This window comes from Pantoea sp. Ap-967, assembly GCF_011752565.1.
In the GTDB taxonomy this organism is placed as follows: domain Bacteria; phylum Pseudomonadota; class Gammaproteobacteria; order Pseudomonadales; family Pseudomonadaceae; genus Aquipseudomonas.
The window spans coordinates 97,015-117,593 of the sequence record NZ_VWXK01000012.1; the positions used below are offsets into that span (position 1 = coordinate 97,015).

General features: G+C 63.7%; 25 protein-coding genes. 14 read left to right on the forward strand and 11 right to left on the reverse strand.

Annotated features, from left to right (window positions below; all coding sequences use genetic code 11):
• Positions 1-3: 3 nt before the first annotated feature.
• Entirely contained in the window at positions 4-510 is a 507-nt protein-coding gene (def, locus tag F3J45_RS14875; RefSeq protein ID WP_003260000.1) for a peptide deformylase, read from the reverse strand.
• 207 nt (positions 511-717) lie between these two features.
• Between def and dprA the strand changes: the two genes are divergently transcribed.
• From dprA to F3J45_RS14895, 4 genes are all read left to right on the forward strand, one after another.
• A complete protein-coding gene (gene dprA / locus F3J45_RS14880; RefSeq protein WP_167063759.1) occupies positions 718-1,815 on the forward strand; it encodes a DNA-processing protein DprA in 1,098 nt (365 codons plus the stop codon).
• Between the two features lie 43 nt (positions 1,816-1,858).
• Positions 1,859-2,416, forward strand: a complete 558-nt coding sequence (locus F3J45_RS14885; protein ID WP_167063762.1) for an L-threonylcarbamoyladenylate synthase — start codon at positions 1,859-1,861, stop codon at positions 2,414-2,416.
• Positions 2,417-3,291: 875 nt separating this feature from the next.
• Positions 3,292-3,588, forward strand: a complete 297-nt coding sequence (locus F3J45_RS14890; RefSeq protein WP_167063765.1) for a hypothetical protein — start codon at positions 3,292-3,294, stop codon at positions 3,586-3,588.
• Positions 3,589-4,202: 614 nt separating this feature from the next.
• Positions 4,203-4,502 carry a hypothetical protein gene (locus F3J45_RS14895; RefSeq protein ID WP_167063768.1) on the forward strand — a complete coding sequence of 100 codons (300 nt, stop codon included), beginning with the start codon at positions 4,203-4,205 and terminating at the stop codon, positions 4,500-4,502.
• 114 nt (positions 4,503-4,616) lie between these two features.
• Here the strand turns inward: F3J45_RS14895 and F3J45_RS14900 are convergent, their stop codons facing one another.
• Complete coding sequence (locus tag F3J45_RS14900) at positions 4,617-5,594, reverse strand: NADPH:quinone reductase (RefSeq protein WP_167063771.1); 978 nt, start codon at positions 5,592-5,594, stop codon at positions 4,617-4,619.
• A gap of 135 nt (positions 5,595-5,729) precedes the next feature.
• On the opposite strand from F3J45_RS14900, the gene hemF reads away from it, so the two are divergent.
• Both hemF and aroE read left to right on the forward strand, forming a co-directional pair.
• Positions 5,730-6,641, forward strand: a complete 912-nt coding sequence (gene hemF, locus F3J45_RS14905) for an oxygen-dependent coproporphyrinogen oxidase (protein ID WP_167063775.1) — start codon at positions 5,730-5,732, stop codon at positions 6,639-6,641.
• A 25-nt stretch (positions 6,642-6,666) separates the two neighbouring features.
• Positions 6,667-7,491 (forward strand): shikimate dehydrogenase, encoded by an 825-nt coding sequence (gene aroE, locus F3J45_RS14910; protein WP_167063778.1) that lies wholly within the window; start codon positions 6,667-6,669, stop codon positions 7,489-7,491.
• Positions 7,492-7,661: 170 nt separating this feature from the next.
• Here the strand turns inward: aroE and choX are convergent, their stop codons facing one another.
• On the reverse strand, positions 7,662-8,591 hold the full coding sequence (gene choX, locus F3J45_RS14915) for a choline ABC transporter substrate-binding protein (RefSeq protein WP_167063781.1): 930 nt from the start codon (positions 8,589-8,591) through the stop codon (positions 7,662-7,664).
• A gap of 14 nt (positions 8,592-8,605) precedes the next feature.
• A complete protein-coding gene (betC, locus tag F3J45_RS14920) occupies positions 8,606-10,123 on the reverse strand; it encodes a choline-sulfatase (RefSeq protein ID WP_167063784.1) in 1,518 nt (505 codons plus the stop codon).
• Positions 10,124-10,231: 108 nt separating this feature from the next.
• On the opposite strand from betC, the gene F3J45_RS14925 reads away from it, so the two are divergent.
• Both F3J45_RS14925 and F3J45_RS14930 read left to right on the forward strand, forming a co-directional pair.
• Positions 10,232-11,131 carry a LysR family transcriptional regulator gene (locus F3J45_RS14925; RefSeq protein ID WP_167063787.1) on the forward strand — a complete coding sequence of 300 codons (900 nt, stop codon included), beginning with the start codon at positions 10,232-10,234 and terminating at the stop codon, positions 11,129-11,131.
• A 50-nt stretch (positions 11,132-11,181) separates the two neighbouring features.
• Positions 11,182-11,514, forward strand: a complete 333-nt coding sequence (locus F3J45_RS14930) for a DOPA 4,5-dioxygenase family protein (protein WP_167063790.1) — start codon at positions 11,182-11,184, stop codon at positions 11,512-11,514.
• Between the two features lie 123 nt (positions 11,515-11,637).
• On the opposite strand, the gene trpA is transcribed toward F3J45_RS14930, so the two are convergent.
• The gene (gene trpA / locus F3J45_RS14935; RefSeq protein WP_167063793.1) at positions 11,638-12,447 is read right to left on the reverse strand and encodes a tryptophan synthase subunit alpha; all 810 of its coding nucleotides are present in this window, start codon (positions 12,445-12,447) and stop codon (positions 11,638-11,640) included.
• Positions 12,444-13,667 (reverse strand): tryptophan synthase subunit beta, encoded by a 1,224-nt coding sequence (gene trpB / locus F3J45_RS14940; RefSeq protein ID WP_167063796.1) that lies wholly within the window; start codon positions 13,665-13,667, stop codon positions 12,444-12,446. Before trpB ends, trpA begins: the two co-directional genes overlap by 4 nt.
• Before the next feature lie 110 nt (positions 13,668-13,777).
• On the opposite strand from trpB, the gene F3J45_RS14945 reads away from it, so the two are divergent.
• Entirely contained in the window at positions 13,778-14,674 is an 897-nt protein-coding gene (locus F3J45_RS14945) for a LysR family transcriptional regulator (RefSeq protein ID WP_167063799.1), read from the forward strand.
• On the opposite strand, the gene F3J45_RS14950 is transcribed toward F3J45_RS14945, so the two are convergent.
• On the reverse strand, positions 14,671-14,994 hold the full coding sequence (locus tag F3J45_RS14950) for a YqjD family protein (protein ID WP_167063802.1): 324 nt from the start codon (positions 14,992-14,994) through the stop codon (positions 14,671-14,673). The two genes, F3J45_RS14945 and F3J45_RS14950, sit on opposite strands and share 4 nt — an antisense overlap.
• A 149-nt stretch (positions 14,995-15,143) precedes the next feature.
• Here F3J45_RS14950 and F3J45_RS14955 point away from each other — a divergent pair, with 149 nt between their 5' ends.
• Positions 15,144-15,359, forward strand: coding sequence for a dodecin (locus F3J45_RS14955; RefSeq protein WP_003253076.1), 216 nt, complete (start codon positions 15,144-15,146; stop codon positions 15,357-15,359).
• 106 nt (positions 15,360-15,465) lie between these two features.
• Positions 15,466-15,687 (forward strand): DUF1161 domain-containing protein, encoded by a 222-nt coding sequence (locus tag F3J45_RS14960; RefSeq protein ID WP_167063805.1) that lies wholly within the window; start codon positions 15,466-15,468, stop codon positions 15,685-15,687.
• A 75-nt stretch (positions 15,688-15,762) separates the two neighbouring features.
• On the opposite strand, the gene F3J45_RS14965 is transcribed toward F3J45_RS14960, so the two are convergent.
• Positions 15,763-16,767 carry an LLM class flavin-dependent oxidoreductase gene (locus F3J45_RS14965; protein WP_167063808.1) on the reverse strand — a complete coding sequence of 335 codons (1,005 nt, stop codon included), beginning with the start codon at positions 16,765-16,767 and terminating at the stop codon, positions 15,763-15,765.
• Positions 16,768-16,922: 155 nt separating this feature from the next.
• Here F3J45_RS14965 and F3J45_RS14970 point away from each other — a divergent pair, with 155 nt between their 5' ends.
• Together F3J45_RS14970 and F3J45_RS14975 are read left to right on the forward strand one after the other, a co-directional pair.
• Positions 16,923-17,348 carry an OsmC family protein gene (locus tag F3J45_RS14970; protein ID WP_167063811.1) on the forward strand — a complete coding sequence of 142 codons (426 nt, stop codon included), beginning with the start codon at positions 16,923-16,925 and terminating at the stop codon, positions 17,346-17,348.
• A 73-nt stretch (positions 17,349-17,421) separates the two neighbouring features.
• Positions 17,422-17,655 carry a DUF1161 domain-containing protein gene (locus F3J45_RS14975; RefSeq protein WP_167063814.1) on the forward strand — a complete coding sequence of 78 codons (234 nt, stop codon included), beginning with the start codon at positions 17,422-17,424 and terminating at the stop codon, positions 17,653-17,655.
• Positions 17,656-17,708: 53 nt separating this feature from the next.
• Here F3J45_RS14975 and F3J45_RS14980 read toward each other — a convergent pair whose 3' ends face one another.
• Complete coding sequence (locus F3J45_RS14980) at positions 17,709-18,122, reverse strand: hypothetical protein (protein ID WP_167063817.1); 414 nt, start codon at positions 18,120-18,122, stop codon at positions 17,709-17,711.
• Positions 18,123-18,177: 55 nt separating this feature from the next.
• Positions 18,178-18,591, reverse strand: a complete 414-nt coding sequence (locus tag F3J45_RS14985; RefSeq protein ID WP_167063820.1) for a hypothetical protein — start codon at positions 18,589-18,591, stop codon at positions 18,178-18,180.
• 63 nt (positions 18,592-18,654) lie between these two features.
• Between F3J45_RS14985 and F3J45_RS14990 the strand changes: the two genes are divergently transcribed.
• Positions 18,655-19,737, forward strand: a complete 1,083-nt coding sequence (locus F3J45_RS14990) for an aminopeptidase (protein WP_167063823.1) — start codon at positions 18,655-18,657, stop codon at positions 19,735-19,737.
• 111 nt (positions 19,738-19,848) lie between these two features.
• On the opposite strand, the gene F3J45_RS14995 is transcribed toward F3J45_RS14990, so the two are convergent.
• A complete protein-coding gene (locus F3J45_RS14995) occupies positions 19,849-20,499 on the reverse strand; it encodes an HAD family hydrolase (protein WP_167063825.1) in 651 nt (216 codons plus the stop codon).
• Positions 20,500-20,579: the final 80 nt, after the last annotated feature.

The following is a 20,579-nucleotide window of genomic DNA, read 5'->3' on the forward strand; positions in this document are numbered from 1 at the left end:
GGATCAGGCTTGCTGGCGGTGCTGCTTTTCCAGCTTCTTCTTGATCCGGTCGCGCTTGAGTTGCGACAGGTAGTCGACGAACAGCTTGCCGTTGAGGTGATCGAACTCGTGCTGCACGCACACCGCCAGCAGGCCTTCGCATTCCAGCTCGTACGGCTTGCCGTCGCGGTCCTGGGCCTTGACCCGAACACGCAGCGGGCGGTCGACGTTTTCGTAGAAGCCCGGCACCGACAGGCAGCCTTCCTGGTACTGGCCCATGTCGTGGGTCAGTTCCTCGACGGTGGGGTTGATGAAGACGCGCGGTTCGCTGCGGTCTTCGCTGAGGTCCATCACCACCACCTGTTGGTGCACGTTGACCTGGGTAGCGGCCAGGCCGATGCCGGGGGCTTCGTACATGGTTTCAAACATGTCGTCGATCAGCTGACGCAGGGCGTCGTCGAACACCGTCACCGGTTTGGCGATGGTGCGCAGGCGCGGGTCGGGGAATTCGAGAATGTTCAAGATGGCCATAAGGTCAGGCAGTCACTGTGCGGTCGGTTGAAAACTGAGCACACATAATAAAGGGAAACGCGGATTTCAGCACCTGTGAAAGCTCGTCTAGGGTCTCTATAGGCCTCATAGCCAGCCATTCATGGACAGCTTTTCAAAGTGTTACTCACAAACTTATCCACAGGATGTGCCACGTAGATGGCCCTGTTTCGATCAAGGATGATCCCGATGTCGATTAACCATTCGTCGCCTTGCCACCCGGCTGAACTGGAGGCACGCCTGCGCCTGCACCGCTTGCCCGAGACGGGTTTAAGGCGTTTTCGCAGCTTGCTTGAAGCCTTCGGCAGTGCCTCTTCGGCGCTTAGCGCGCCGGGTTCGGCATGGCGTTCGCTGGGTATTCCACAGGCCACCATCGATGCCCGGCGCAGTGCTGAGATACGTGATGGTGCCCTGGCCGCAATGGCCTGGATAGAGCGTCCGGGCCAGCATTTACTGATGTGGGACGGCCCTGGTTACCCGGCGTTGCTGGCGGAAATCGACGACCCGCCGCCGCTGCTTTTCGTCGCTGGCGACCCGGCACTGCTCGACCGCCCGCAACTGGCCATCGTTGGCAGCCGGCGTGCAACGCCCCCGGCGCTGGACACGGCCCGGGCATTCTCCCGCTGCCTGGCCCAGGCCGGTTTCACCATCACCAGTGGCCTTGCGCTGGGTATCGATGGCGCCGCTCATCGGGCTGCGCTGGAGGTTGGCGGGGGTACGATTGGTGTGCTCGGCAGTGGCTTGCAAAAACTTTATCCACAGCGCCACCGCGAGCTTGCCCAGGCGATGATCGACAGCGGTGGCGCGCTGGTTTCCGAGTACCCGCTGGATGCCGGGCCGCTGCCGGGCAACTTCCCCCGGCGTAACCGCATCATCAGTGGGTTGTCGCTGGGCGTGCTGGTGGTCGAGGCCAGCCTTGCCAGTGGCTCGTTGATCACCGCCCGCCTGGCTGCCGAGCAGGGCCGCGAGGTGTATGCCATTCCGGGGTCGATTCACCACACGGCGGCCAAGGGTTGCCACCAGTTGATTCGCGATGGGGCGTTGCTGGTGGAAAATGTGCAGCAGATCATCGACAGCCTGCGTGGCTGGCAGCACCTGCCGCCGGCGGTGGTGGAAAAGCCTGTGCATCCTTTGCTTGCCCTGCTGCATGCCGCGCCACAGACTAGCGAGAACCTGGCCCACTTCAGCGACCGGCCGCTGGCCGAGGTGCTGGCGCAGCTCACTGAGCTTGAGCTTGAAGGCCGGGTCAGCAATGTGGCTGGGCGTTGGTTTGCCCGCGCCGGCTAAGTACACTGCGCGCAAGCAAGGTTTATAGGCGGAGAGACAAATCATGGTGAGCAGTTTTCGTGTGCAACAAGCCGCACGTGAGATCCGGGCGGGCGCGGTAATCGCCTACCCGACGGAAGCGGTCTGGGGCCTGGGCTGCGACCCATGGAACGAGGACGCGGTGTATCGCCTGCTGGCGCTCAAGTCGCGGCCTGTGGATAAGGGGCTGATCCTGATTGCCGACAACATCCGCCAGTTCGACTTTCTGTTCGAGGATTTCCCCGAGGACTGGATCGACCGCATGGGCAGCACCTGGCCTGGGCCGAACACCTGGCTGGTGCCGCACCAGGACCTGTTGCCCGAGTGGGTGACCGGCCAGCACGACACCGTGGCGCTGCGGGTCAGTGACCATCCGCAGGTGCGTGAGTTGTGCGCGCTGGTGGGGCCGTTGATTTCCACCTCGTGCAACCCTGGCGGCCGCCCGGCGGCGAAGACCCGGTTGCGGGTGGAGCAGTATTTTCATGGGCAGCTGGATTTGGTGCTGGGTGGGGCGTTGGGGGGGCGGAAGAATCCGAGTGTGATTCGGAACCTGGCCACGGGTGAGGTTGTTCGGCCGGGGTGAGGCCGTTGTGGCTCGGCGCAAATTTCAAGCCATGCGCCAAGGGGCCGCGCGCGGTGGCCACATGAACATTGGCCCGAAACAGACGTAGGAGCGAGCGCAGCTCGCGAAGCGCCGCGCGGGCGGCGCTCGATCTCATAGGCGCTGCACTTGTAATGGCGAGCACGCAAGACCATGACAAACGCCATGAGACAAGCCCAAAAAATAAAGGCCGCTAAAGCGGCCAAAAGGTAAGGAAGCACTCGCCCGGATAACTTGAAACTCAACCGGCGCACCAGTACGACCTCAGGCAGAAACGCTACGCTTTCGAACCTATAGGGTCAAGCGATGCGCCGCGCGGGCGGCGCTCGATTTCACTGGCGCTGAAAACCTCAAGGCATGTGCGGTACCTTGTGGGAAATAACCCAGCCCTCGCGGGCTGCGGTGTCGCGCAGGGAACATTGCCCGCAAACGCGCCGCTACCCTTTGTAGGAGCGGGCTTGCCCCGCGAACACCGGCGCAGCCGGTGCCATGCACCGCGGTGCTTGCTTCGCGGGTCAAGCCCGCTCCTACAGACGCCAAACCCGCACGGATTTTTCTGAATATGTCTCGCATGGCTGTGCGGATTGAGGATTGAGAAATATCCTACAACCCGCGTCCCTTGCCATCACCTTCTCAGCGGGAATCCTTGCCTCTAGGCTTCAGACCGTCGCCGAATAACTTGGCGATCGGGTGTGGTAACCCGAACCGGAGAGTTCCTGGCAGTCTATGGCGGCTGTACGCGGGAGGCTTCGTGCCTGCCGGGTTATGGGAACTCTCTCCGGTTTACCACCCCGCGTACAGCTGCCACCTAATCGTGTGGTAACGAATAGGTGGGGCATAGAAGCGAGAGTTATCCCATGAAAAAGATAGTTCCTGATCCACCCCTTCCCAACACTGCCACCCGCGCCTTCGGCCGTTGCGACGCCGGCCATGAAGCGCTGTTCAGCGTAAACCCCAACATCTGCGCCGCCGATGCGCTGGTTCATATCGCGCTGTACCTGCGCTGCGCCTACGAAACCGGCTACAAGACCCTCGATTACCTGAGCGAGGAAGGCCGTGGGATGTATTGGTCCAGCCTGCATGCGGTCGAGATGGCCGAAGGGTTGGTTGAGGCGATTCTGGATGGCATTGAATCTGTGCCTGTTAAGCAGTAGGCGGTGTGGGGGCTGAGAGGTGCCTGCCTTGATGCTTTCAGCGCCTGTGAAATCGAGCGCCGCCCGCGCGGCGCTTCGCGAGCTTTGCTCGCTCCTACGTTTGTTTCGGGCCAGTTATGCCTGTGGCAGGCGTACGCGACCGCCTTGTTGATACGACACGATATCGCGCCAGGCGCCAAGGCGTTCGCGCGCAATTCCCCAGAACTCACTGGCCCGAAACAAACGTAGGAGCGAGCGCAGCTCGCGAAGCGCCGCGCGGGCGGCGCTCGGTCGCATAGGCGACACATACCTTTCGGCGAACACCCGCAGGTTTTTCTGATTGTTGCCAAACAGCCTGTCCAACCTGCGTATTAGGGAAATATCCTACAGCCAGCGTCCCCTGCCATCACCTTCTCAGTGGGAATCCTTGCCTCTAGGCTTCAGACCGTCGCCGAATAACTTGGCGATCGGGTGTGGTAGCCCGGATGCATTTTTTCCATGACAGTCTATGGCGGCTGTGCGTGGGAGGCTTTCGAGCCTGCCTGGATTGGAAAATGCCCGGGTCTACCACCTCGCGTACAGTCGCCACCCTTCACGTGGTAGTGAAGGGTGGTGGCTTTGAGGAGCATTTTCCAATGATCAAGAAAATCGTCCCGGATCCACCCCTTCCCAACACTGCCCCCCGCGCCTTCGGCCGCTGCGACGCCGGCCATGAAGCGCTGTTCAGCGTAAACCCCAACATCTGCGCCGCCGATGCGCTGGTTCATATCGCGCTGTACCTGCGCTGCGCCTACGAAACCGGCTACAAGACCCTCGATTACCTGAGCGAGGAAGGCCGTGGGATGTATTGGTCCAGCCTGCATGCGGTCGAGATGGCCGAGGGGTTGGTTGAGGCGATTCTGGATGGCATTGAATCGGCGCCTGTTAAGCAGTAGGCGGTGTGGGGGCTGAGAGGTGCCTGCCTTGATGCTTTCTGCGCCTGTGAGATCGAGCGCCGCCCGCGCGGCGCTCGATTTCACAGGCGCTGCAAACCTCAAGGCAGGCGCTTATTACGGCAACAACACCGTAGACCCCACCGTCCTGCGCGCCGACAACTCTGTCTGCGCCTTGGCCGCCTCACTCAACGGATACCGCTGCTGGATATCCACAACCAATTGCCCACTGCCAATCATGGCAAACAGGTCATCGGCCATGGCCTGGGTGTTCTCGGCATTATTGGCATACGTCGCCAAGGTCGGCCGCGTGACGTACAACGACCCCTTCTGCGACAGAATCCCCAGGTTCACCCCGCTCACCGCCCCCGAAGCATTGCCAAAGCTCACCATCAACCCCCGTGGCCGCAGGCAATCCAGCGAGGTCAGCCAGGTGTCGGCGCCCACACCGTCATACACCACCGGGCATTTCTTGCCATCGGTCAGCTCCAGCACCCGCTTGGCCACGTCTTCGCGGCTGTAATCGATGGTCGCCCAGGCCCCCAGCGCCTTCGCCCGCTCGGCCTTCTCGGCAGAACTCACCGTGCCGATCAGCTTGGCCCCCAACGCCTTGGCCCACTGGCATGCCAGCGAGCCAACACCCCCCGCCGCAGCATGGAACAGGATCACGTCGCCCGGTTGCACGGCGTAGGTCTGCTTCAGCAGGTACTGCACGGTCAGGCCCTTGAGCATCACCGCCGCGGCCTGCTCGAAGCTGATGTGCTCGGGCAGCTTGACCAGGTTGGCCTCCGGCAGCGTGTGCACCTCGCTGTAGGCACCCAGCGGGCCGGTGCCGTAGGCCACGCGGTCGCCGACCTTCAGGCGGCTGACGCCCTCACCCACGGCCTCGACCACGCCAGCGGCCTCGGTGCCCAACCCCGAAGGCAGGGACGGCGGCGCATACAGCCCGCCGCGGAAATAGGTGTCGATGAAGTTCAGGCCGATCGCATGGTTGCGCACGCGCACCTGCTGCGGGCCCGGCGGGGCGGGGTCGAATTCCACAAGCTGCAGCACCTCTGGGCCGCCATGCTGGCTGAACTGGATACGCTTGGCCATCTCGCACTCCTGTTGTCGGGATCGGGAAAAGGCCTTCTATCGGACGCCTTTGCTTGATCGCCGTCAACTGCGGCGCGCGCGCCGGCGGTGGTATGCTAGCCGGCGAATTCTTCCCTGCCCGTTCCTGGTGACCCGATGACTAGCCGCACCGAGGCCGTGAAAGCCTACCTGCTCGACCTGCAAGACCGCATCTGCTCTGCCCTCGAAGCCGAAGACGGCGGTGCCCGCTTCGTCGAGGACGCCTGGGTGCGCGAAGCCGGTGGCGGGGGCCGCACGCGGGTGATCGGTGATGGCCAGCTGATCGAGAAAGGCGGGGTCAACTTCTCCCACGTGTTCGGCGCCGGCCTGCCGCCGTCGGCCAGCGCCCATCGCCCGGAACTGGCAGGCCGAGGCTTCGAAGCCCTGGGCGTGTCGCTGGTGATTCACCCGCACAACCCCCATGTGCCCACGTCCCACGCCAACGTGCGCTTCTTCATCGCTGAAAAAGAAGGCGAAGAGGCGGTGTGGTGGTTCGGCGGCGGCTTCGACCTCACGCCGTATTACGCCCACGAAGAAGACTGCATCCACTGGCACCGCGTGGCCGAACAGGCCTGCGCGCCGTTCGGTGCCGACGTGTACCCGCGGTACAAGGCCTGGTGCGACCGTTACTTCCACCTCAAGCACCGTGGCGAGCCACGCGGCATCGGCGGCCTGTTCTTCGACGACCTGAACGAATGGGACTTCGACACCTGCTTCGCCTTCCTGCGTGCCATCGGTGACGCTTACGTCGAGGCCTACCTGCCGATCGTCCAGCGCCGCAAGCACACCCCCTTCACCCCGCAGCAGCGCGAATTCCAGGAATACCGCCGCGGCCGCTACGTGGAGTTCAACCTGGTGTACGACCGTGGCACCCTGTTCGGCCTGCAATCGGGGGGCCGCACCGAGTCGATCCTCATGTCGCTGCCACCGCAGGTGCGTTGGGGCTACGACTGGAAGGCCGAACCCGGTAGCGAGGAAGCGCGCCTGACCGAATACTTCCTGCAGGACCGCGACTGGCTCGGCCAGTGAGCCTGTGGATAAACAAGGAACCGTCATGGACCAGTACGTTGTTTTCGGTAACCCCATCGGCCACAGCAAGTCGCCGCTGATTCACCGCCTGTTCGCCGAGCAAACCGGCCAGCACCTGGAATACGCCACCTTGCTGGCGCCTGTGGATGAATTCAGCGACTGCGCGCGCGGCTTCTTCAAGCAAGGCAGCGGTGGCAACGTCACCGTGCCGTTCAAGGAAGAGGCCTATCGCCTGTGCGACAGCCTGACCCCACGTGCCCAACGCGCTGGCGCGGTGAACACGCTGAGCAAGCTGGCCGATGGCAGCCTGCTGGGTGACAACACCGACGGCGCCGGCCTGGTGCGCGACCTGACGGTGAATGCCGGGGTAGTGCTGGCTGGCAAGCGCATTCTGCTGCTGGGTGCCGGTGGCGCCGTGCGTGGCGTGCTGGAGCCGATTCTGGCGCACAAGCCGCAGTCGCTGGTGATCGCCAACCGCACGGTGGAAAAGGCCGAGCAGCTGGCGCGGGAGTTCGATGAACTGGGCCCGGTGGTGGCCAGCGGGTTTGCCTGGCTGCGTGAGCCGGTGGACGTGATCATCAATGCCACGTCGGCGAGCCTGGCCGGTGAGCTGCCGCCGATTGCCGAGAGCTTGGTCGAGGCCGGGCGCACCGTGTGCTACGACATGATGTATGGCAAGGAGCCGACGCCGTTTTGCCAGTGGGCGGAAAAGCTGGGGGCGGCCAAGGTGCTGGATGGGCTGGGGATGCTGGCCGAACAGGCGGCCGAGGCGTTCTTCCTGTGGCGTGGCGTGCGGCCGGATACCGCGCCGGTGCTGGCCGAGCTGCGCCGGCAGTTGGCGCGGGGCTGACCTCCCCAGGCATTACCCAATACCTGTAGGAGCGGGCTTGCCCGCGAACACCGGCGAAGCCGGTGCCATCCACCGCGTCGCCTGCTTCGCGGGCAAGCCCGCTCCCACAGGGGATTGCAGCCCGCAGGGCTGATTGATCTCCTACAGGGGGATATCCACAGGGGCGGGGATCAGAGCTTGGCTTTGACGGCCTCCAGGGCATCGCCGCCGGCTTTGGTGGTTACCCCGGCAAGCCAACCTTCCAGCAACTCTGGGTGCTGTTTCACCCACGCCTTGGCCGCTTGATCGAAGCTCACCTTCTTATCCACAACCTGGGCCATGATGGTGTTTTCCATGTCCAGGGTGAAACTCAGGTTGCCCAACAACTTGGCCGCGTTCGGGCAGGCTTGTGGATAACCCTTGCGCGTCAGCGTAAACACCTCGCCCTTGCTGCCGAACCACTGCTCCCCGCCCGTCAGGTAGTGCATTTTTAGCTTCACGTTCATCGGGTGCGGCGTCCAGCCGAGGAAAGTGATGAACTGCTGCTTCTTCACCGCCCGGTCTACCTGCGTCAGCATCGCCTGCTCGCTCGATTCCACCAGCTTCCATTGGCCAAGGTTGAACTGGTTCTTGTCGATGATTTCCTTCAGCGACAAGTTGGCCGGGGCCCCTGAGCCGATCCCGTACAACTTCTTGTCGAACTGGTCGGCGTGCTTTTGCAGGTCGGCGAAATCTTTCACCCCGGCGTTCCACACATAATCCGGCACGGCCAGGGTGAACTCGGTGCCTTCCAGGTTGCGCGACAGTTGCTGCACGTCGCCACTGGCGATGAACTTGTCGTGAAAGCCCTGCTGCGCCGGCATCCAGTTACCCAGGAAGGCATCGACCCGGCCATCCTTGAGGCCGCCGTAGATGATCGGCACCGCCAGGCTGTCGATCTTCACCTGGTAACCCAGGCTCTCCAGCAGCAAGCGGGCCACGGCGTTGGTCGAGGCGATGTCGCTCCAGCCGGGGTCGGCCATCTTCACGGTGCTGCATTGCGCGTCGTCGTCGGCGGCGTGGGCCGAGGCAGCACCCAGGCCCAGGGCCAGGGTCAACACGGCGGTGGAGAACTTCTGCATGGCGGCCTCTCTTCTCAATCCATGGGGGCGGGCTGTGGATAACGTGCCTTGCGCTCGAGGTCGTCGAGATCGATGTGGTTGCGCATGTACTGTTGGCTGGCATCCACCAGCGGTTGGTGGTCCCAGCTTTTCAGTGTGCCGATGGCCAGGGCCTCGGCCACCAGGCGGCGGCGCCGCTGGCTGGCCAGTACCTGCTGGCGCAGGCTGGGGATATCCCAGCGCTGGCGCGCTTCATCGACGAATGCCTGCAGCAGCGCCTGGTGGTCCGGGCTGCCGGCGAGGTTCTCCCGCTCGTGCGGGTCGTGGCTCAGGTCATAGAGTAGGCAGGGGTCGTCTTCGCTGTACACGAATTTATAGGCCCCACGGCGAATCATCATCAGCGGGCCGACGGTGCCTTCGGCCATGTATTCGCCGATCACCTCGTCGTGCCCGCCCTGCCCCTGCAGGTGGCCGAGCAGTGAGCGGCCGTCCAGGTGCAGGTGGTTATCCACAGCCCCGCCAGCCAGCTCCACCAGGGTTGGCAGCAGGTCGCAGGTCGACACCGAAGCCCTCACCCTGCCTGCGGCGAAGCGCTTGGGCGCGTGGATAAGCAAGGGCACCCGGGCCGACATTTCGAACCAGTGCATTTTGTACCAGAGCCCGCGCTCGCCCAGCATGTCGCCGTGGTCGCCGGAGAACACGATCAGGGTGTCGTCGGCCAGGTTGCACTCTTCCAGGGTTTGCAGCAGCTGGCCGATGTTGTCGTCGATGTAGCTGCAGGCGCCGAAATAGGCGCGGCGGGCATCGCGAATCTTGTCCACAGGCAGCGGCTTGTTCCACAGGTCGTAGACCTTGAGCAGGCGCTGGGAGTGGGGGTCGAGCGCCGATTGGCTGAGCTCGGCGCGTGGCATGGGGATATCCACAGCCTCGTAGCGGTCCCAGTAGCGCTTGGGAATGGTGTACGGGTCGTGCGGGTGGGTCATCGACACCGTGAGGCAAAACGGCCGGCCATCGTTCTCGCGCACATGGTCGTAGAGGTACTGGCGGGCCTTGAACACCACTTCCTCGTCGAAATCCAGCTGGTTGGTACGCACGCAGGGCCCGGCCTGCAGTACCGAGGACATGTTGTGGTACCAGCTGGGGCGCACATCCGGCTCATCCCAGTTCACCGCCCAGCCGTAGTCGGCGGGGTAGATGTCGCTGGTCAGGCGTTCTTCGTAACCGTGCAACTGGTCGGGGCCGCAGAAGTGCATCTTGCCCGACAACGCGGTGCGGTAGCCCAGGCGGCGCAGGTAGTGTGCATAAGTGGGCACGTCGGCGGGGAAATCGGCGGCGTTGTCGTAGGCGCCGATGCGGCTGGGCAGCTGGCCGCTGACCAGGGTGAAACGCGAGGGCGCGCACAGCGGGCTGTTGCAGTACGCCGAATCGAACACCACCGCCTGCTCGGCCAGGCGGCTCAGGTGCGGCATCTGGATGGGCGAAGGGCCGTAGATCGGCAGCAAGGGTGCGGCCATCTGGTCGGCCATGATGAACAGGATATTCGGGCGCGTCATGCTTGTATCCATCGTTGGGGGTTATGCGAACCGCTTGCCTACCAAGATGCGACTGTGGATAACATGGGTAAAGCCCATGGCGGGCAATGACTGGGATTAGCCACGCTTATGTTTGAGCACCTTGCCGAGCTTTCACTGGATACCTTGCGGGTGTTCGAGGCCGCCGCCCGCCTGCGTGGCTTCACCGCCGCAGCGTTGGCGCTGGGAACCACGCAGCCGGCGGTGAGCCAGCAGGTCAAGCGCCTGGAGGCGCAGCTGGGCACGCGCTTGTTCGACCGCATCTACCGGGGCATCGAGCTGACCGAGGCGGGCCTGGTGCTTTATGAACAGGTGCACCAGGGCCTGCAGGCCATGGACGATGGCATTGCCCAGGCAAGCGGCCGTGGCCAGCGTGAGGTACTGCAGGTGGCCACGGATTTTGCCTTTGCCGCCTTTTGGCTGATGCCCCGCTTGCAGCGCTTCCACCAGCTTTATCCACAGGTGGATGTCAGCCTGGTGACGGGTGAGCGCAGCCAGGCGATGCTGCGCCCGGATATCGACGTGGCGGTGCTGTTTGGCGACGGTCGCTTTCACCAGGGCGAAAGCCGTTGGTTGTTCGACGAAGAGGTGTTTCCGGTGTGCAGCCCACGGCTGATTCCTGGCAAACCCTTGTCAGCCGAGGCTTTGCAGCGATTGCCCCTGTTGCATTTGCGCGGCGAGCAAGCCAGCCGATGGTTTGACTGGGCAGGGGTGTTTCGCGGGTTTGGCCTGGCCAGCCCGCCGCCGCCGGGGCAGTTGCGGTTCGACAATTACACCCTGCTGATCCAGGCGGCGATTGCTGGGCAAGGGGTGGCGATTGGTTGGGGGCACCTGGTGGACGGGCTGGTGGAACAAGGGTTGCTGTGCCGGCCGCTGCAGGGGAGTTTGCGCTCGGCGCGGGGGTATTACGTGGTGCTGCCGCCGCGCAAGCGGCGCGGGGCGCTGATCGAGCGGTTCGTGGGGTGGCTGGAGCAGGAGCGCAGTCAGTAGCGCTGGGTTCGGCGTATAGTCATACGGTAGGTTCGATTTCAGGAGTTACCGTGCAAAGGATCAAGGGCTACCACGCCCACGTTTATTACGACGCATCCACCCTGGAGCAGGCCCGCGAGCTGTGTGAAGAGGCCGCGCGGTTGTTTCCGGTGACCATGGGGCGCATGCACCAGAAGCCCGTCGGGCCACACCCGGACTGGAGTTGCCAGTTGGCGTTCGAGCCGGAATTCGTTGGGGTGGTGCTGCCGTGGCTGGCGCTGTACCGCAAGGGGCTGGTGGTGTTCCTGCATCCGCTGACCGGGGATGAACTGGCGGATCACCGGGACCATGCGATCTGGATGGGGGCCGTGCGGCCTTTGAATCTTTCGATTTTTGGGGGTTAGGCTGGGATAGCCTGGGCTGGCCTCTTCGCGGGGCAAGCCCGCTCCTACAGGTAGAGCGTCGCCTTCGATGGCCACACATCACCTTGTAGGAGCGGGCTTGCCCCGCGAAGCAGGCGGCGCGGTTTACAACCGGGCGCCGCGCACGCCTTCAGCCAGTGCCGAACACAGGCTCAATACATCGCCAACGGCCTGGTCCGCAGTTTTGGCCTGGGCAATCTTGTCGACCAGCGCCGAGCCCACCACCACACCATCCGCCAGGCGGGCGATGTTTGCCGCCTGCTCCGGCGTGCGAATGCCGAAACCAACGCTGACCGGCAGGTCGGTATGCCGGCGCAGGCGGGCAATCGCCTCGCTCACGTGCTCGGTAGTCGCCGAGCCTGCGCCGGTCACACCCGCCACCGACACGTAGTAGACGAACCCGGAGCTGCGCTCCAGCACCCGCGGCAGGCGGGCGTCGTCGGTGGTTGGGGTGGTCAGGCGAATGAAGTCGATGCCCGCCGCCTGGGCCGGGGTGGCCAGTTCGGCGTCGTGCTCGGGCGGCAGGTCGACGATAATCAGGCCATCGACACCGGCAGCCTTGGCTTCGCCAACGAATTTATCCACACCGAAGCGGTGAATCGGGTTGTAGTAGCCCATCAGCACGATCGGCGTGGTGTGGTTATCCACACGGAATTCACGAACCATCTGCAGGGTCTTGGCCAGGGTCTGGCCGGCTTCCAGGGCGCGCAGGGTGGCGAGCTGGATGGCCACGCCGTCAGCCATCGGGTCGGTGAACGGCATGCCCAGCTCGATCACGTCGGCACCGGCGGCCGGCAGGCCCTTGAGGATCTGCAGCGAAGCGTCGTAGCCCGGGTCACCGGCAGTGACGAAGGTGACCAGCGCCGCGCGGCCTTCGGCTTTCAGTTCGGCGAAGCGTTGTTCAAGACGGCTCATGCCTGTTTCTCCTGGGCGGCCATGTGGTTCATCACGGTTTGCATGTCTTTGTCGCCACGGCCCGACAGGCAGATCACCATCAGGTGGTCCTTGGGCAGGTTTGGCGCGCGCTTGATCGCCTCGGCCAGGGCATGGGAGCTTTCCAGGGCCGGGATGATGCCTTCCAGGCGGCAGGTGGCGTGGAACGCATCCAGCGCCTCGTCGTCGGTGATGCTGACGTATTCCACGCGCTTCACCTCGTGCAGGTAGGCGTGCTCCGGGCCGATGCCAGGGTAGTCCAGGCCTGCGGAAATCGAGTGGGCGTCGGTGATCTGGCCGTCCTCGTCCTGCAGCAGGTAGGTACGGTTGCCGTGCAGCACACCCGGTACGCCGCCGTTCAGGCTGGCGGCGTGCTTGTCGGTGTGCACGCCGTGGCCACCGGCTTCGACGCCGATGATCTGCACGCTTGGCTCTTCGAGGAATTCATGGAACAAGCCCATGGCGTTGGAGCCACCGCCCACGCAGGCGATCAGGCTGTCCGGCAGGCGGCCTTCCTTTTCCTGCAGCTGGGCGCGGGTTTCCTTGCCGATGATCGACTGGAAATCGCGGACCATGGCCGGGTACGGGTGCGGGCCGGCCACGGTGCCGATCAGGTAGAAGGTGTCTTCAACGTTGGTGACCCAGTCGCGCAGGGCCTCGTTCATGGCGTCTTTCAGGGTGCCGGTGCCGGCGGTGACCGGTACGATCTCGGCGCCCAGCAGCTTCATGCGGAACACGTTGGCCTGCTGGCGCTCGATGTCGGTGGCGCCCATGTAGATTACGCACGGCAGGCCGAAGCGGGCAGCGACGGTGGCAGTGGCCACGCCGTGCATGCCGGCGCCAGTTTCAGCGATCAGGCGTTTCTTGCCCATGCGCTTGGCCAGCAGCACCTGGCCGATGCAGTTGTTCACCTTGTGTGCGCCGGTGTGGTTGAGTTCTTCACGCTTGAAGAAGATCTTCGCGCCGCCGCAGTGTTCGGTCAGGCGCTCGGCGAAATACAGTGGGTTGGGGCGGCCGATGTAGTCGCGCTGGAAATAGGCCAGCTCTTCGAGGAATTTCGGGTCGGCCTTGGCTGCTTCGTATTCGCGGGCCAGGTCCAGCACCAGCGGCATCAGGGTTTCGGCCACGTAGCGGCCACCGAACGCGCCGAACAGGCCGTTGGCGTCGGGGCCGGGACGGTATTGGGACTGGGACTGGGACATGGGGCGCTCCAGGGCGTAGTGAATGAGTGATGGGCTTTACTGTAACCACGGCGCGCCCGGCTGAAAACCGATAAGATTGCGCAAACTTGTCAGAAAAACTCACAGGTAACATGGCCCACGACCTCCCTCCCCTCAATGCCCTGCGGGCCTTCGAGGCCACCGCCCGGCTCAACAGCGTGAGCCAGGCAGCCGAAGCGCTTCACGTCACCCACGGGGCCGTCAGCCGGCAGCTCAAGGTGCTGGAGGAGCACTTGGGCCTGGCCCTGTTCAGCAAGGATGGGCGCGGCATCAAACTCACAGATGCCGGGGTGCGCCTGCGCGATGCCAGTGGCGAAGCGTTCGACCGCCTGCGTAGCGTCTGCGCCGAGCTGAGCCGGGATGTGAGCGAAGCGCCGTTCGTGCTGGGGTGCTCCGGCAGCCTGCTGGCGCGCTGGTTCATTCCCCGCCTGGGGCGGTTGAACGCCGACCTGCCGGCCTTGCGCCTGCACCTGTCCGCCGGCGAAGGCGACCTTGACCCGCGCCGGCCCGGGCTGGATGCGCTGCTGGTGTACGCCGAGCCGCCGTGGCCGGCAGACATGCAGGTGCATGTGCTGGCCCAGGAGCGCATTGGCCCGGTGCTGAGCCCGCACTTCAACGGCTTCGAACGCTTGCAGGGCGCGCCTGCCAAGGCATTGCTCGATGAGGCGTTGCTCCACACCACCTCGCGCCCGCAAGCCTGGCCCACCTGGGTGGCCGAGCAGGGCCTGGACCCGGCGACGTTGCACTACGGCCAGGCGTTCGAGCATTTGTATTACTTGCTGGAGGCGGCCGTGGCCGGCCTTGGGGTGGCCATCGCCCCGCAGCCGCTGGTGGCTGATGACCTGCGGGCTGGGCGGCTCAGCGCGCCGTGGGGCTTTTCACCTACCCCCGCCGCGCTGGCGCTGTGGGTGCCACGGCGCGCCGCGGATGGGCGCGCCGAGCAGCTGGCGCAGTGGCTGCGCGCGGAACTGGCGCGCCAGAGCGCTTAGTTACGCTTGCACAGCAGGTAGGCCGCCAACAGGCCGAGGGCGCCGATGGCCACGCCGGCGGTGGTGTAGGGATGTTCCTGTGCGTAGTCGCGGGTAGCGATACCGGTTTGGCGGGTGCGTTGCTTGACTTCCTGGTAGGCATCGCTGATCAGGCTGCGCGAGTGGCGCAGGGCGCTCTCGGCATTGCTGCGTATCGCCTTTACCGACTTTTGCGATTCCTCGGAAGCGTCATGCTTCAGGTTTTCCAGGCTTTTGAGCAGGCTCTCGATCTCTGCTTCCATGCTTTCCAGGGACGATTTGCGCAGCGAGTTGCGGTGCATGTTGACTCTCCTTTGCAGTATGGACTGTAACAAGTGCGACCCCCTGGCTGCGGGAAAGTGCGATCGAACTTTACCGGGCAGTTGCCGCTCGCAGGTAAACGTGGCCTGCACTGCTAGGCTCAACTGACTGTCATCCAAGGAGAGCGCTCATGACCGATCATCACACCTACAAGAAGATCGAACTGGTAGGTTCGTCCCCTACCAGCATTGAAGAAGCGATCAACAATGCCCTGGCCGAAGCGGGCAAGAGCATCAAGCACCTGGAGTGGTTCGAGGTGGTCGACACCCGGGGGCATATCCGCGACAACAAGGCAGCGCACTTCCAGGTGACGTTGAAGGTGGGCTTCCGTATTGCCAACAGCTGAAACGTAAACGGGCTGGCATCGCCCGGCGTGATGGCGTTATAACTTCGAAGGGCGCCTTGGCGGCGCCCTTCTGGTCTTTTCTCATCTGTAACAAGGAATGCGATCGATGAAGAAACTGATTCTGGCAGTGGGGATGATGGCGCTGGCCGGTGGTGCCATGGCTGCAGGCAAGCCCTGTGAAGAGCTCAAGGCGGAAATCGCGGCCAAGCTCGATGCCAAGGGTGTGAGCGGTTACAAGCTGGAGATCGTCAAGAAAGGCGACCCGGCGGGCAAGGTGGTGGGCAGCTGCGAGGCGGGTAGCAAGGAGATTGTCTACCGCCGTGGGTGATGGGCTGGCTTCTTCGCGGGGCAAGCCCGCTCCTACACATTAGATTGTAGGAGCGGGCTTGCCCCGCGAAGAACGTCACTCGGTTTTCAAGGCCTGCGCCAACAATTCATAGGACCGCACCCGGTCCGCATGCTCATACAAATCACAGGTGAAGATCAGCTCATCGGCCCCAGTCTGCTCCAGCAGCACCTCGACCTTGGCCCGCACCTTCTGCGGGCTGCCAATCATCGCCAAGCCCAGGAAACTGCCCACTGCATCGCGCTCATGGGGCAGCCACAGGCCATCCATGCTCGGCACTGGCGGTTTCTGCATCAGGCTTTGCCCACGAATAAGCGCCAGAATGCGCTGGTATACCGACGTGGCCAGGTACTCGGCCTTTTCGTCGGTTTCCGCCACCACCATCGGAATCCCCAGCATCACGTAGGGCTTGGCCAAGGTGGTGGAGGGCTTGAAGTGGTCGCGGTAGATGCGAATCGCCTCATGCATGTAGCGCGGCGCGAAGTGCGAGGCAAAGGCATAGGGCATGCCGCGCATGCCGGCCAACTGGGCGCTGAACAGGCTGGAGCCTAGTAGCCACAGGGGCACGTCGGTGTCGTGGCCGGGCACGGCGATCACTTTCTGGTCATCGGTACGCGGGCCCAGGTAGCGCGACAGTTCTTCCACATCGTCCGGGAAATCGTCGGCGCTGCCGGCGCGGTCGCGGCGCAGGGCGTAGGCGGTCATCTGGTCGGAGCCCGGCGCGCGGCCCAGGCCCAGGTCGATGCGCCCGGGGTAGAGGCTGGCCAGGGTGCCGAACTGTTCGGCGATTACCAGCGGAGCATGGTTGGGCAGCATGATGCCACCGGAGCCGACTCGGATGGTCGAGGTGCCGCCGGCCAGGTAGCCGATCAGCACCGAGGTGGCTGAGCTGGCGATGCCGTCCATGTTGTGGTGTTCGGCCACCCAGAAGCGGTTGTAGCCAAAGCGCTCCACATGCCGCGCCAGGTCCAGCGAGTTGTGCAGCGATTGCGCCGGGCCTTGGTCGGCGCGCACGGGCACCAGGTCGAGGGTGGATATTTTCAGGTCACGCAACGGCGTCATGGGAGCCTCCGCAAGAATGGTTGGCCCGCAGGCCCTGTTGACTCTGTATGGGCACATTCGCCGGATTCAATGCTAACGGGGTAATTGCTCTGAACTTGCCGTAGGACGCTGGCCTCTGAACCGTTAGGTAAGTAACCCTGCGACCAGGAGGCATCATGAAAAAGACAGCATCGGCGATTTGGCAAGGTGGCCTGAAGGATGGCAAGGGCCTGCTCTCCACTGAAAGTGGCGCCCTCAAGCAAAACCCTTACGGCTTCAACACACGGTTCGAAGGCTCGCCGGGCACCAACCCAGAGGAGCTGATTGGCGCGGCCCATGCCGGCTGCTTCTCGATGGCACTGTCGATGATGCTGGGTGAAGCCGGGCTGACCCCCGAGCGCATCGACACCATTGCCGAAGTCACCCTCGACAAGCAGCCAGACGGCTTTGCCATCACGGCGGTGCACCTGATTCTCAAGGCCAAGGTGCCCGGCGCCAGTGACGCGCAGTTCCAGGAAATCGCCAACAAGGCCAAGGCCGGTTGCCCGGTGTCCAAGGTGCTCAACGCGAAGATCAGCCTGGATGCCACGCTGGTGGGCTAAGCGGCGCAACGGCAACGGTTTGCTGTAGTCTAAACAGCATCGGCAGCACCGCTGCCCTTCCAGGAGCCGTTCCATGATTCGCGTAGCAATCGCCGTGCTGGCTTCGCTGATGGCCACTTCTGCCTTGGCGGCGGTAAAACCGTGCGAAGAACTCAAGGCTGAGATCGAAGCCAAGATCCAGGCCCAGGGGGTGCAGTCCTACACCCTGGAGATCGTGCCCAACAGCGAGGTGAAGGACCAGAACATGGTCGTGGGTAGCTGCGAGGGTGGTACCAAGAAGATCATTTACCAGAAGAATGATCGCTGACGGTTGAGGCCCATCGCGACAGGTTGTCGCGATGGGCTGCAAGGCAGCTCCGCTCAGGGAATGCAAAACACATCGCTGGGCTCGTTCACCACCACCCGCCGGCTGGCGTCATACAGCAGCACCTGCGGCTCCATCACCGGTGCCCGGGCCTCCAGCCGGTAACGCTCGCCGGCCTTGAAGTCGTTGTAGCGCACGGTCAGGTAGCAGGTGCGGTCCTTGGGCTCGGTCATGATGCCGCCGGCATAGATTTCATAATCGAAGCGCACCACCAGTTCGTGCTTGCCGGGCGTTACCTGGAAGTAGCGGCCATCATCCAGGCGCTGGCCGTCCAGGCGGTCGGCCATGACCAGGCGGCCTGGGGTCATGGTATAGAGGTCGACCCAGGCTTTGCCGGGGTCGGCGGGCGGCAAGGGGCTGGCGCAAGCCCCCAGTGCACTGAGGGCGATCAGCATCATGGGCTGGCGCATGGCAAAACTCCCACTTGCGATTTACAGCTTACAAGCATAGCGCCATTTGCCGGGCTCAGGTGCGTTGGCAACCCGCTGGCGAGCCTTGGCCGACCAGTTTTTGCTGTTGGTCGTAGAGCTTGATCCAGGGGCGGAAACCGATACTGCCGGCCTGCACCTGGTAGCGTTCGCCGGCATTGAAGCCTTTGTAGGCCACCTTGACCTGGCAATCGCGCCACAACGGCTCCTCGACCGGGCCGATATTGCTCGGTGCAACCGGGAACTGGTAGCGCACGGTCAGCTCGTGGCTGCCGGGCTGTACTTCGAAATAGCGGTTGTCGGCCCAGTCGCGCTCGTCTACCTGCACGGCGTGCAGCGAGGCGTTGTCGTAGGGAGCAAGGTCGACCCAGGCCTGGTTCGGGTCGGGGTCTGGCAGGGTCGAACAGGCCGAAACCAGCAACAATGAGCCGGTGACCAACAGTGCACGCATGGCGAAACTCCCCCTTGGCGAGATAGTCTTGAAGTGCATTGGCCGTGAGCGGGAAAGCCCCAGATGGATCTCTTTGTTGTTCTCAAGCGCTCAGGCCCTGGGCCACTCGACCGCGTTTTCAGGCATTTGGTTCCGCTGCTGGGCATCATTGCGCTGAGCGGTTGCAGCAGCCTGGGCTACTACGGCCAGCTGGCCGAGGGCCAATGGCAGCTGCTGCGGGCGCGCCAGCCGGTGGACCAGGTGATCGCCAACCCCGCCACCCCGGCGAAGCTGCGCGAGCGCCTGGCGCATGCCGAGCAGGCGCGGTTGTTCGCCAGCCAGCACCTGAAGCTGCCGGATAACCGCAGCTACCGGCTGTATACCGACCTCAAGCGGCCCTACGTGGTGTGGAATGTGTTCGCAACGCCGGAGCTGTCGCTGCAGCCGGTGACCCATTGCTTTCCGATTGCCGGCTGCGTGGCGTACCGGGGCTATTACCAGCAGGGCGCTGCCCGGGGTGCCGCGGCGTTGCTGCGTGAGCAGGGCCTGGATGTGTACGTGAGCGGCGTGGAGGCCTATTCGACGTTGGGTTGGTTCGATGACCCCATCCTCTCGTCCATGGCGGCCTGGGGTGATGAACGCCTGGCCACGCTGATCTTCCATGAGCTGGCGCACCAGCGCTTCTATGTGAAGGACGACACCGAGTTCAACGAGTCGTATGCCAACTTCGTCGAGCAGGAAGGCACCCGGCAATGGCGGGTGGCACGCGGGCTTGCGCCGGTGGGGGCGGATGATTCCGAGCAGCGTGAGCAGTTCACCCGGCTGATACTGGCCAGCCGTGAGCGGTTGCAGGCGATTTATGCAGGGCCCCTGGACGATGTGCACAAGCGAATGGCCAAGCAGGCGGAATTCGAGCGCTTGCGGGGCGAGTACAAGCAGGTGCGTGACAGCCAGTGGAACGGGGATAAACGTTATGACGCCTGGATCTACGCGCCGTTGAACAATGCCAAGTTGTTGCCGTTCGGGCTGTATGACCAGTGGGTGCCGGCGTTTGCGGCCTTGTTTCGGGAGGTGAATGGAGACTGGGCGCGGTTTTATGAGCGGGTCGAGCAGCTTGGGCGGTTGCCGGCTGACGAGAGGAAGGCGGCGTTGCAGCGGTTGATGTGAAGCTGGGGCCGCTGTGCGGCCCTTCGCGACCTTTGGTCGCTCCTACCAGGAACGCGATCCCTGTAGGAGCGACCAAAGGTCGCGATGGGCTGCAAAGCAGCCCCAACCCCCTCAATCCCTACAAAATGCCCGATGCAACTCGGCCACCGTAGCAAAATGAAACGCCGGCGCCTCGGCCACCAGCTCCTCCCGGCTACCGAACCCATACCCCACCGCCACCGCCTGCAGGCCATTGCTGCGGGCGCCGATCAAATCATGCTTGCGGTCGCCGATCATCAGCGTTTGCGCAGGGTCCAGCCCTTGCTCATCCAGCAGGTGGCGAATCAGCTCAACCTTGTTGGTGCGCGTGCCATCCAGCTCGCTGCCGTAGATCACCTTGAAATGCCGGTCGAAGGCGAAGTGCCGGGCGATCTCGCGGGCGAATTCCCATGGCTTGGAGGTGGCGATGTACAGCGTGCGGCCTTGGCCGTTGAGTGCTTCGAGCAGTTCCGGCACCCCTTCGAACACCCGGTTCTCGTACAGGCCGGTGACCCGGAAGCGTTCGCGGTAGAAATTCACCGCGTCCCACGCCTTGGCTTCATCGAAGCCATAGAACTGCATGAAAGCCTGCAGCAGGGGCGGGCCGATGAAGTGTTCGAGGCGGGTCAGGTCCGGCTCGTCGATACCCAGCTTGGCCAGCGCGTACTGGATCGAACGGGTGATGCCCAGGCGCGGGTCGGTCAGGGTGCCGTCGAGGTCGAAGAGGATGTTTTGCTGGTGCATGTAAGGGGTTCCACTTGAGTATTGCGTGGCCTTCTTCGCGGGCAAGCCCGCTCCCACAGATCCAGCGCTGGCCTTGAAGG

Bases quoted from the DNA above. Each gene is read 5' to 3' on its own strand.
- F3J45_RS14955 (WP_003253076.1), top strand. From the start codon at position 15,144: ATGACCGATCATCACACCTACAAGAAGATCGAACTGGTAGGTTCGTCC.
- F3J45_RS14995 (WP_167063825.1), bottom strand. From the start codon at position 20,499: ATGCACCAGCAAAACATCCTCTTCGACCTCGACGGCACCCTGACCGAC.
- choX (WP_167063781.1), bottom strand. From the start codon at position 8,591: ATGCAGAAGTTCTCCACCGCCGTGTTGACCCTGGCCCTGGGCCTGGGT.
- F3J45_RS14985 (WP_167063820.1), bottom strand. From the start codon at position 18,591: ATGCGTGCACTGTTGGTCACCGGCTCATTGTTGCTGGTTTCGGCCTGT.
- F3J45_RS14945 (WP_167063799.1), top strand. From the start codon at position 13,778: ATGGCCCACGACCTCCCTCCCCTCAATGCCCTGCGGGCCTTCGAGGCC.
- betC (WP_167063784.1), bottom strand. From the start codon at position 10,123: ATGACGCGCCCGAATATCCTGTTCATCATGGCCGACCAGATGGCCGCA.
- def (WP_003260000.1), bottom strand. From the start codon at position 510: ATGGCCATCTTGAACATTCTCGAATTCCCCGACCCGCGCCTGCGCACC.
- F3J45_RS14970 (WP_167063811.1), top strand. From the start codon at position 16,923: ATGAAAAAGACAGCATCGGCGATTTGGCAAGGTGGCCTGAAGGATGGC.
- F3J45_RS14960 (WP_167063805.1), top strand. From the start codon at position 15,466: ATGAAGAAACTGATTCTGGCAGTGGGGATGATGGCGCTGGCCGGTGGT.
- F3J45_RS14965 (WP_167063808.1), bottom strand. From the start codon at position 16,767: ATGACGCCGTTGCGTGACCTGAAAATATCCACCCTCGACCTGGTGCCC.
- dprA (WP_167063759.1), top strand. From the start codon at position 718: ATGTCGATTAACCATTCGTCGCCTTGCCACCCGGCTGAACTGGAGGCA.
- F3J45_RS14980 (WP_167063817.1), bottom strand. From the start codon at position 18,122: ATGCGCCAGCCCATGATGCTGATCGCCCTCAGTGCACTGGGGGCTTGC.
- hemF (WP_167063775.1), top strand. From the start codon at position 5,730: ATGACTAGCCGCACCGAGGCCGTGAAAGCCTACCTGCTCGACCTGCAA.
- F3J45_RS14975 (WP_167063814.1), top strand. From the start codon at position 17,422: ATGATTCGCGTAGCAATCGCCGTGCTGGCTTCGCTGATGGCCACTTCT.
- F3J45_RS14990 (WP_167063823.1), top strand. From the start codon at position 18,655: ATGGATCTCTTTGTTGTTCTCAAGCGCTCAGGCCCTGGGCCACTCGAC.
- aroE (WP_167063778.1), top strand. From the start codon at position 6,667: ATGGACCAGTACGTTGTTTTCGGTAACCCCATCGGCCACAGCAAGTCG.
- F3J45_RS14925 (WP_167063787.1), top strand. From the start codon at position 10,232: ATGTTTGAGCACCTTGCCGAGCTTTCACTGGATACCTTGCGGGTGTTC.
- trpA (WP_167063793.1), bottom strand. From the start codon at position 12,447: ATGAGCCGTCTTGAACAACGCTTCGCCGAACTGAAAGCCGAAGGCCGC.
- trpB (WP_167063796.1), bottom strand. From the start codon at position 13,667: ATGTCCCAGTCCCAGTCCCAATACCGTCCCGGCCCCGACGCCAACGGC.
- F3J45_RS14885 (WP_167063762.1), top strand. From the start codon at position 1,859: ATGGTGAGCAGTTTTCGTGTGCAACAAGCCGCACGTGAGATCCGGGCG.
- F3J45_RS14890 (WP_167063765.1), top strand. From the start codon at position 3,292: ATGAAAAAGATAGTTCCTGATCCACCCCTTCCCAACACTGCCACCCGC.
- F3J45_RS14895 (WP_167063768.1), top strand. From the start codon at position 4,203: ATGATCAAGAAAATCGTCCCGGATCCACCCCTTCCCAACACTGCCCCC.
- F3J45_RS14950 (WP_167063802.1), bottom strand. From the start codon at position 14,994: ATGCACCGCAACTCGCTGCGCAAATCGTCCCTGGAAAGCATGGAAGCA.
- F3J45_RS14900 (WP_167063771.1), bottom strand. From the start codon at position 5,594: ATGGCCAAGCGTATCCAGTTCAGCCAGCATGGCGGCCCAGAGGTGCTG.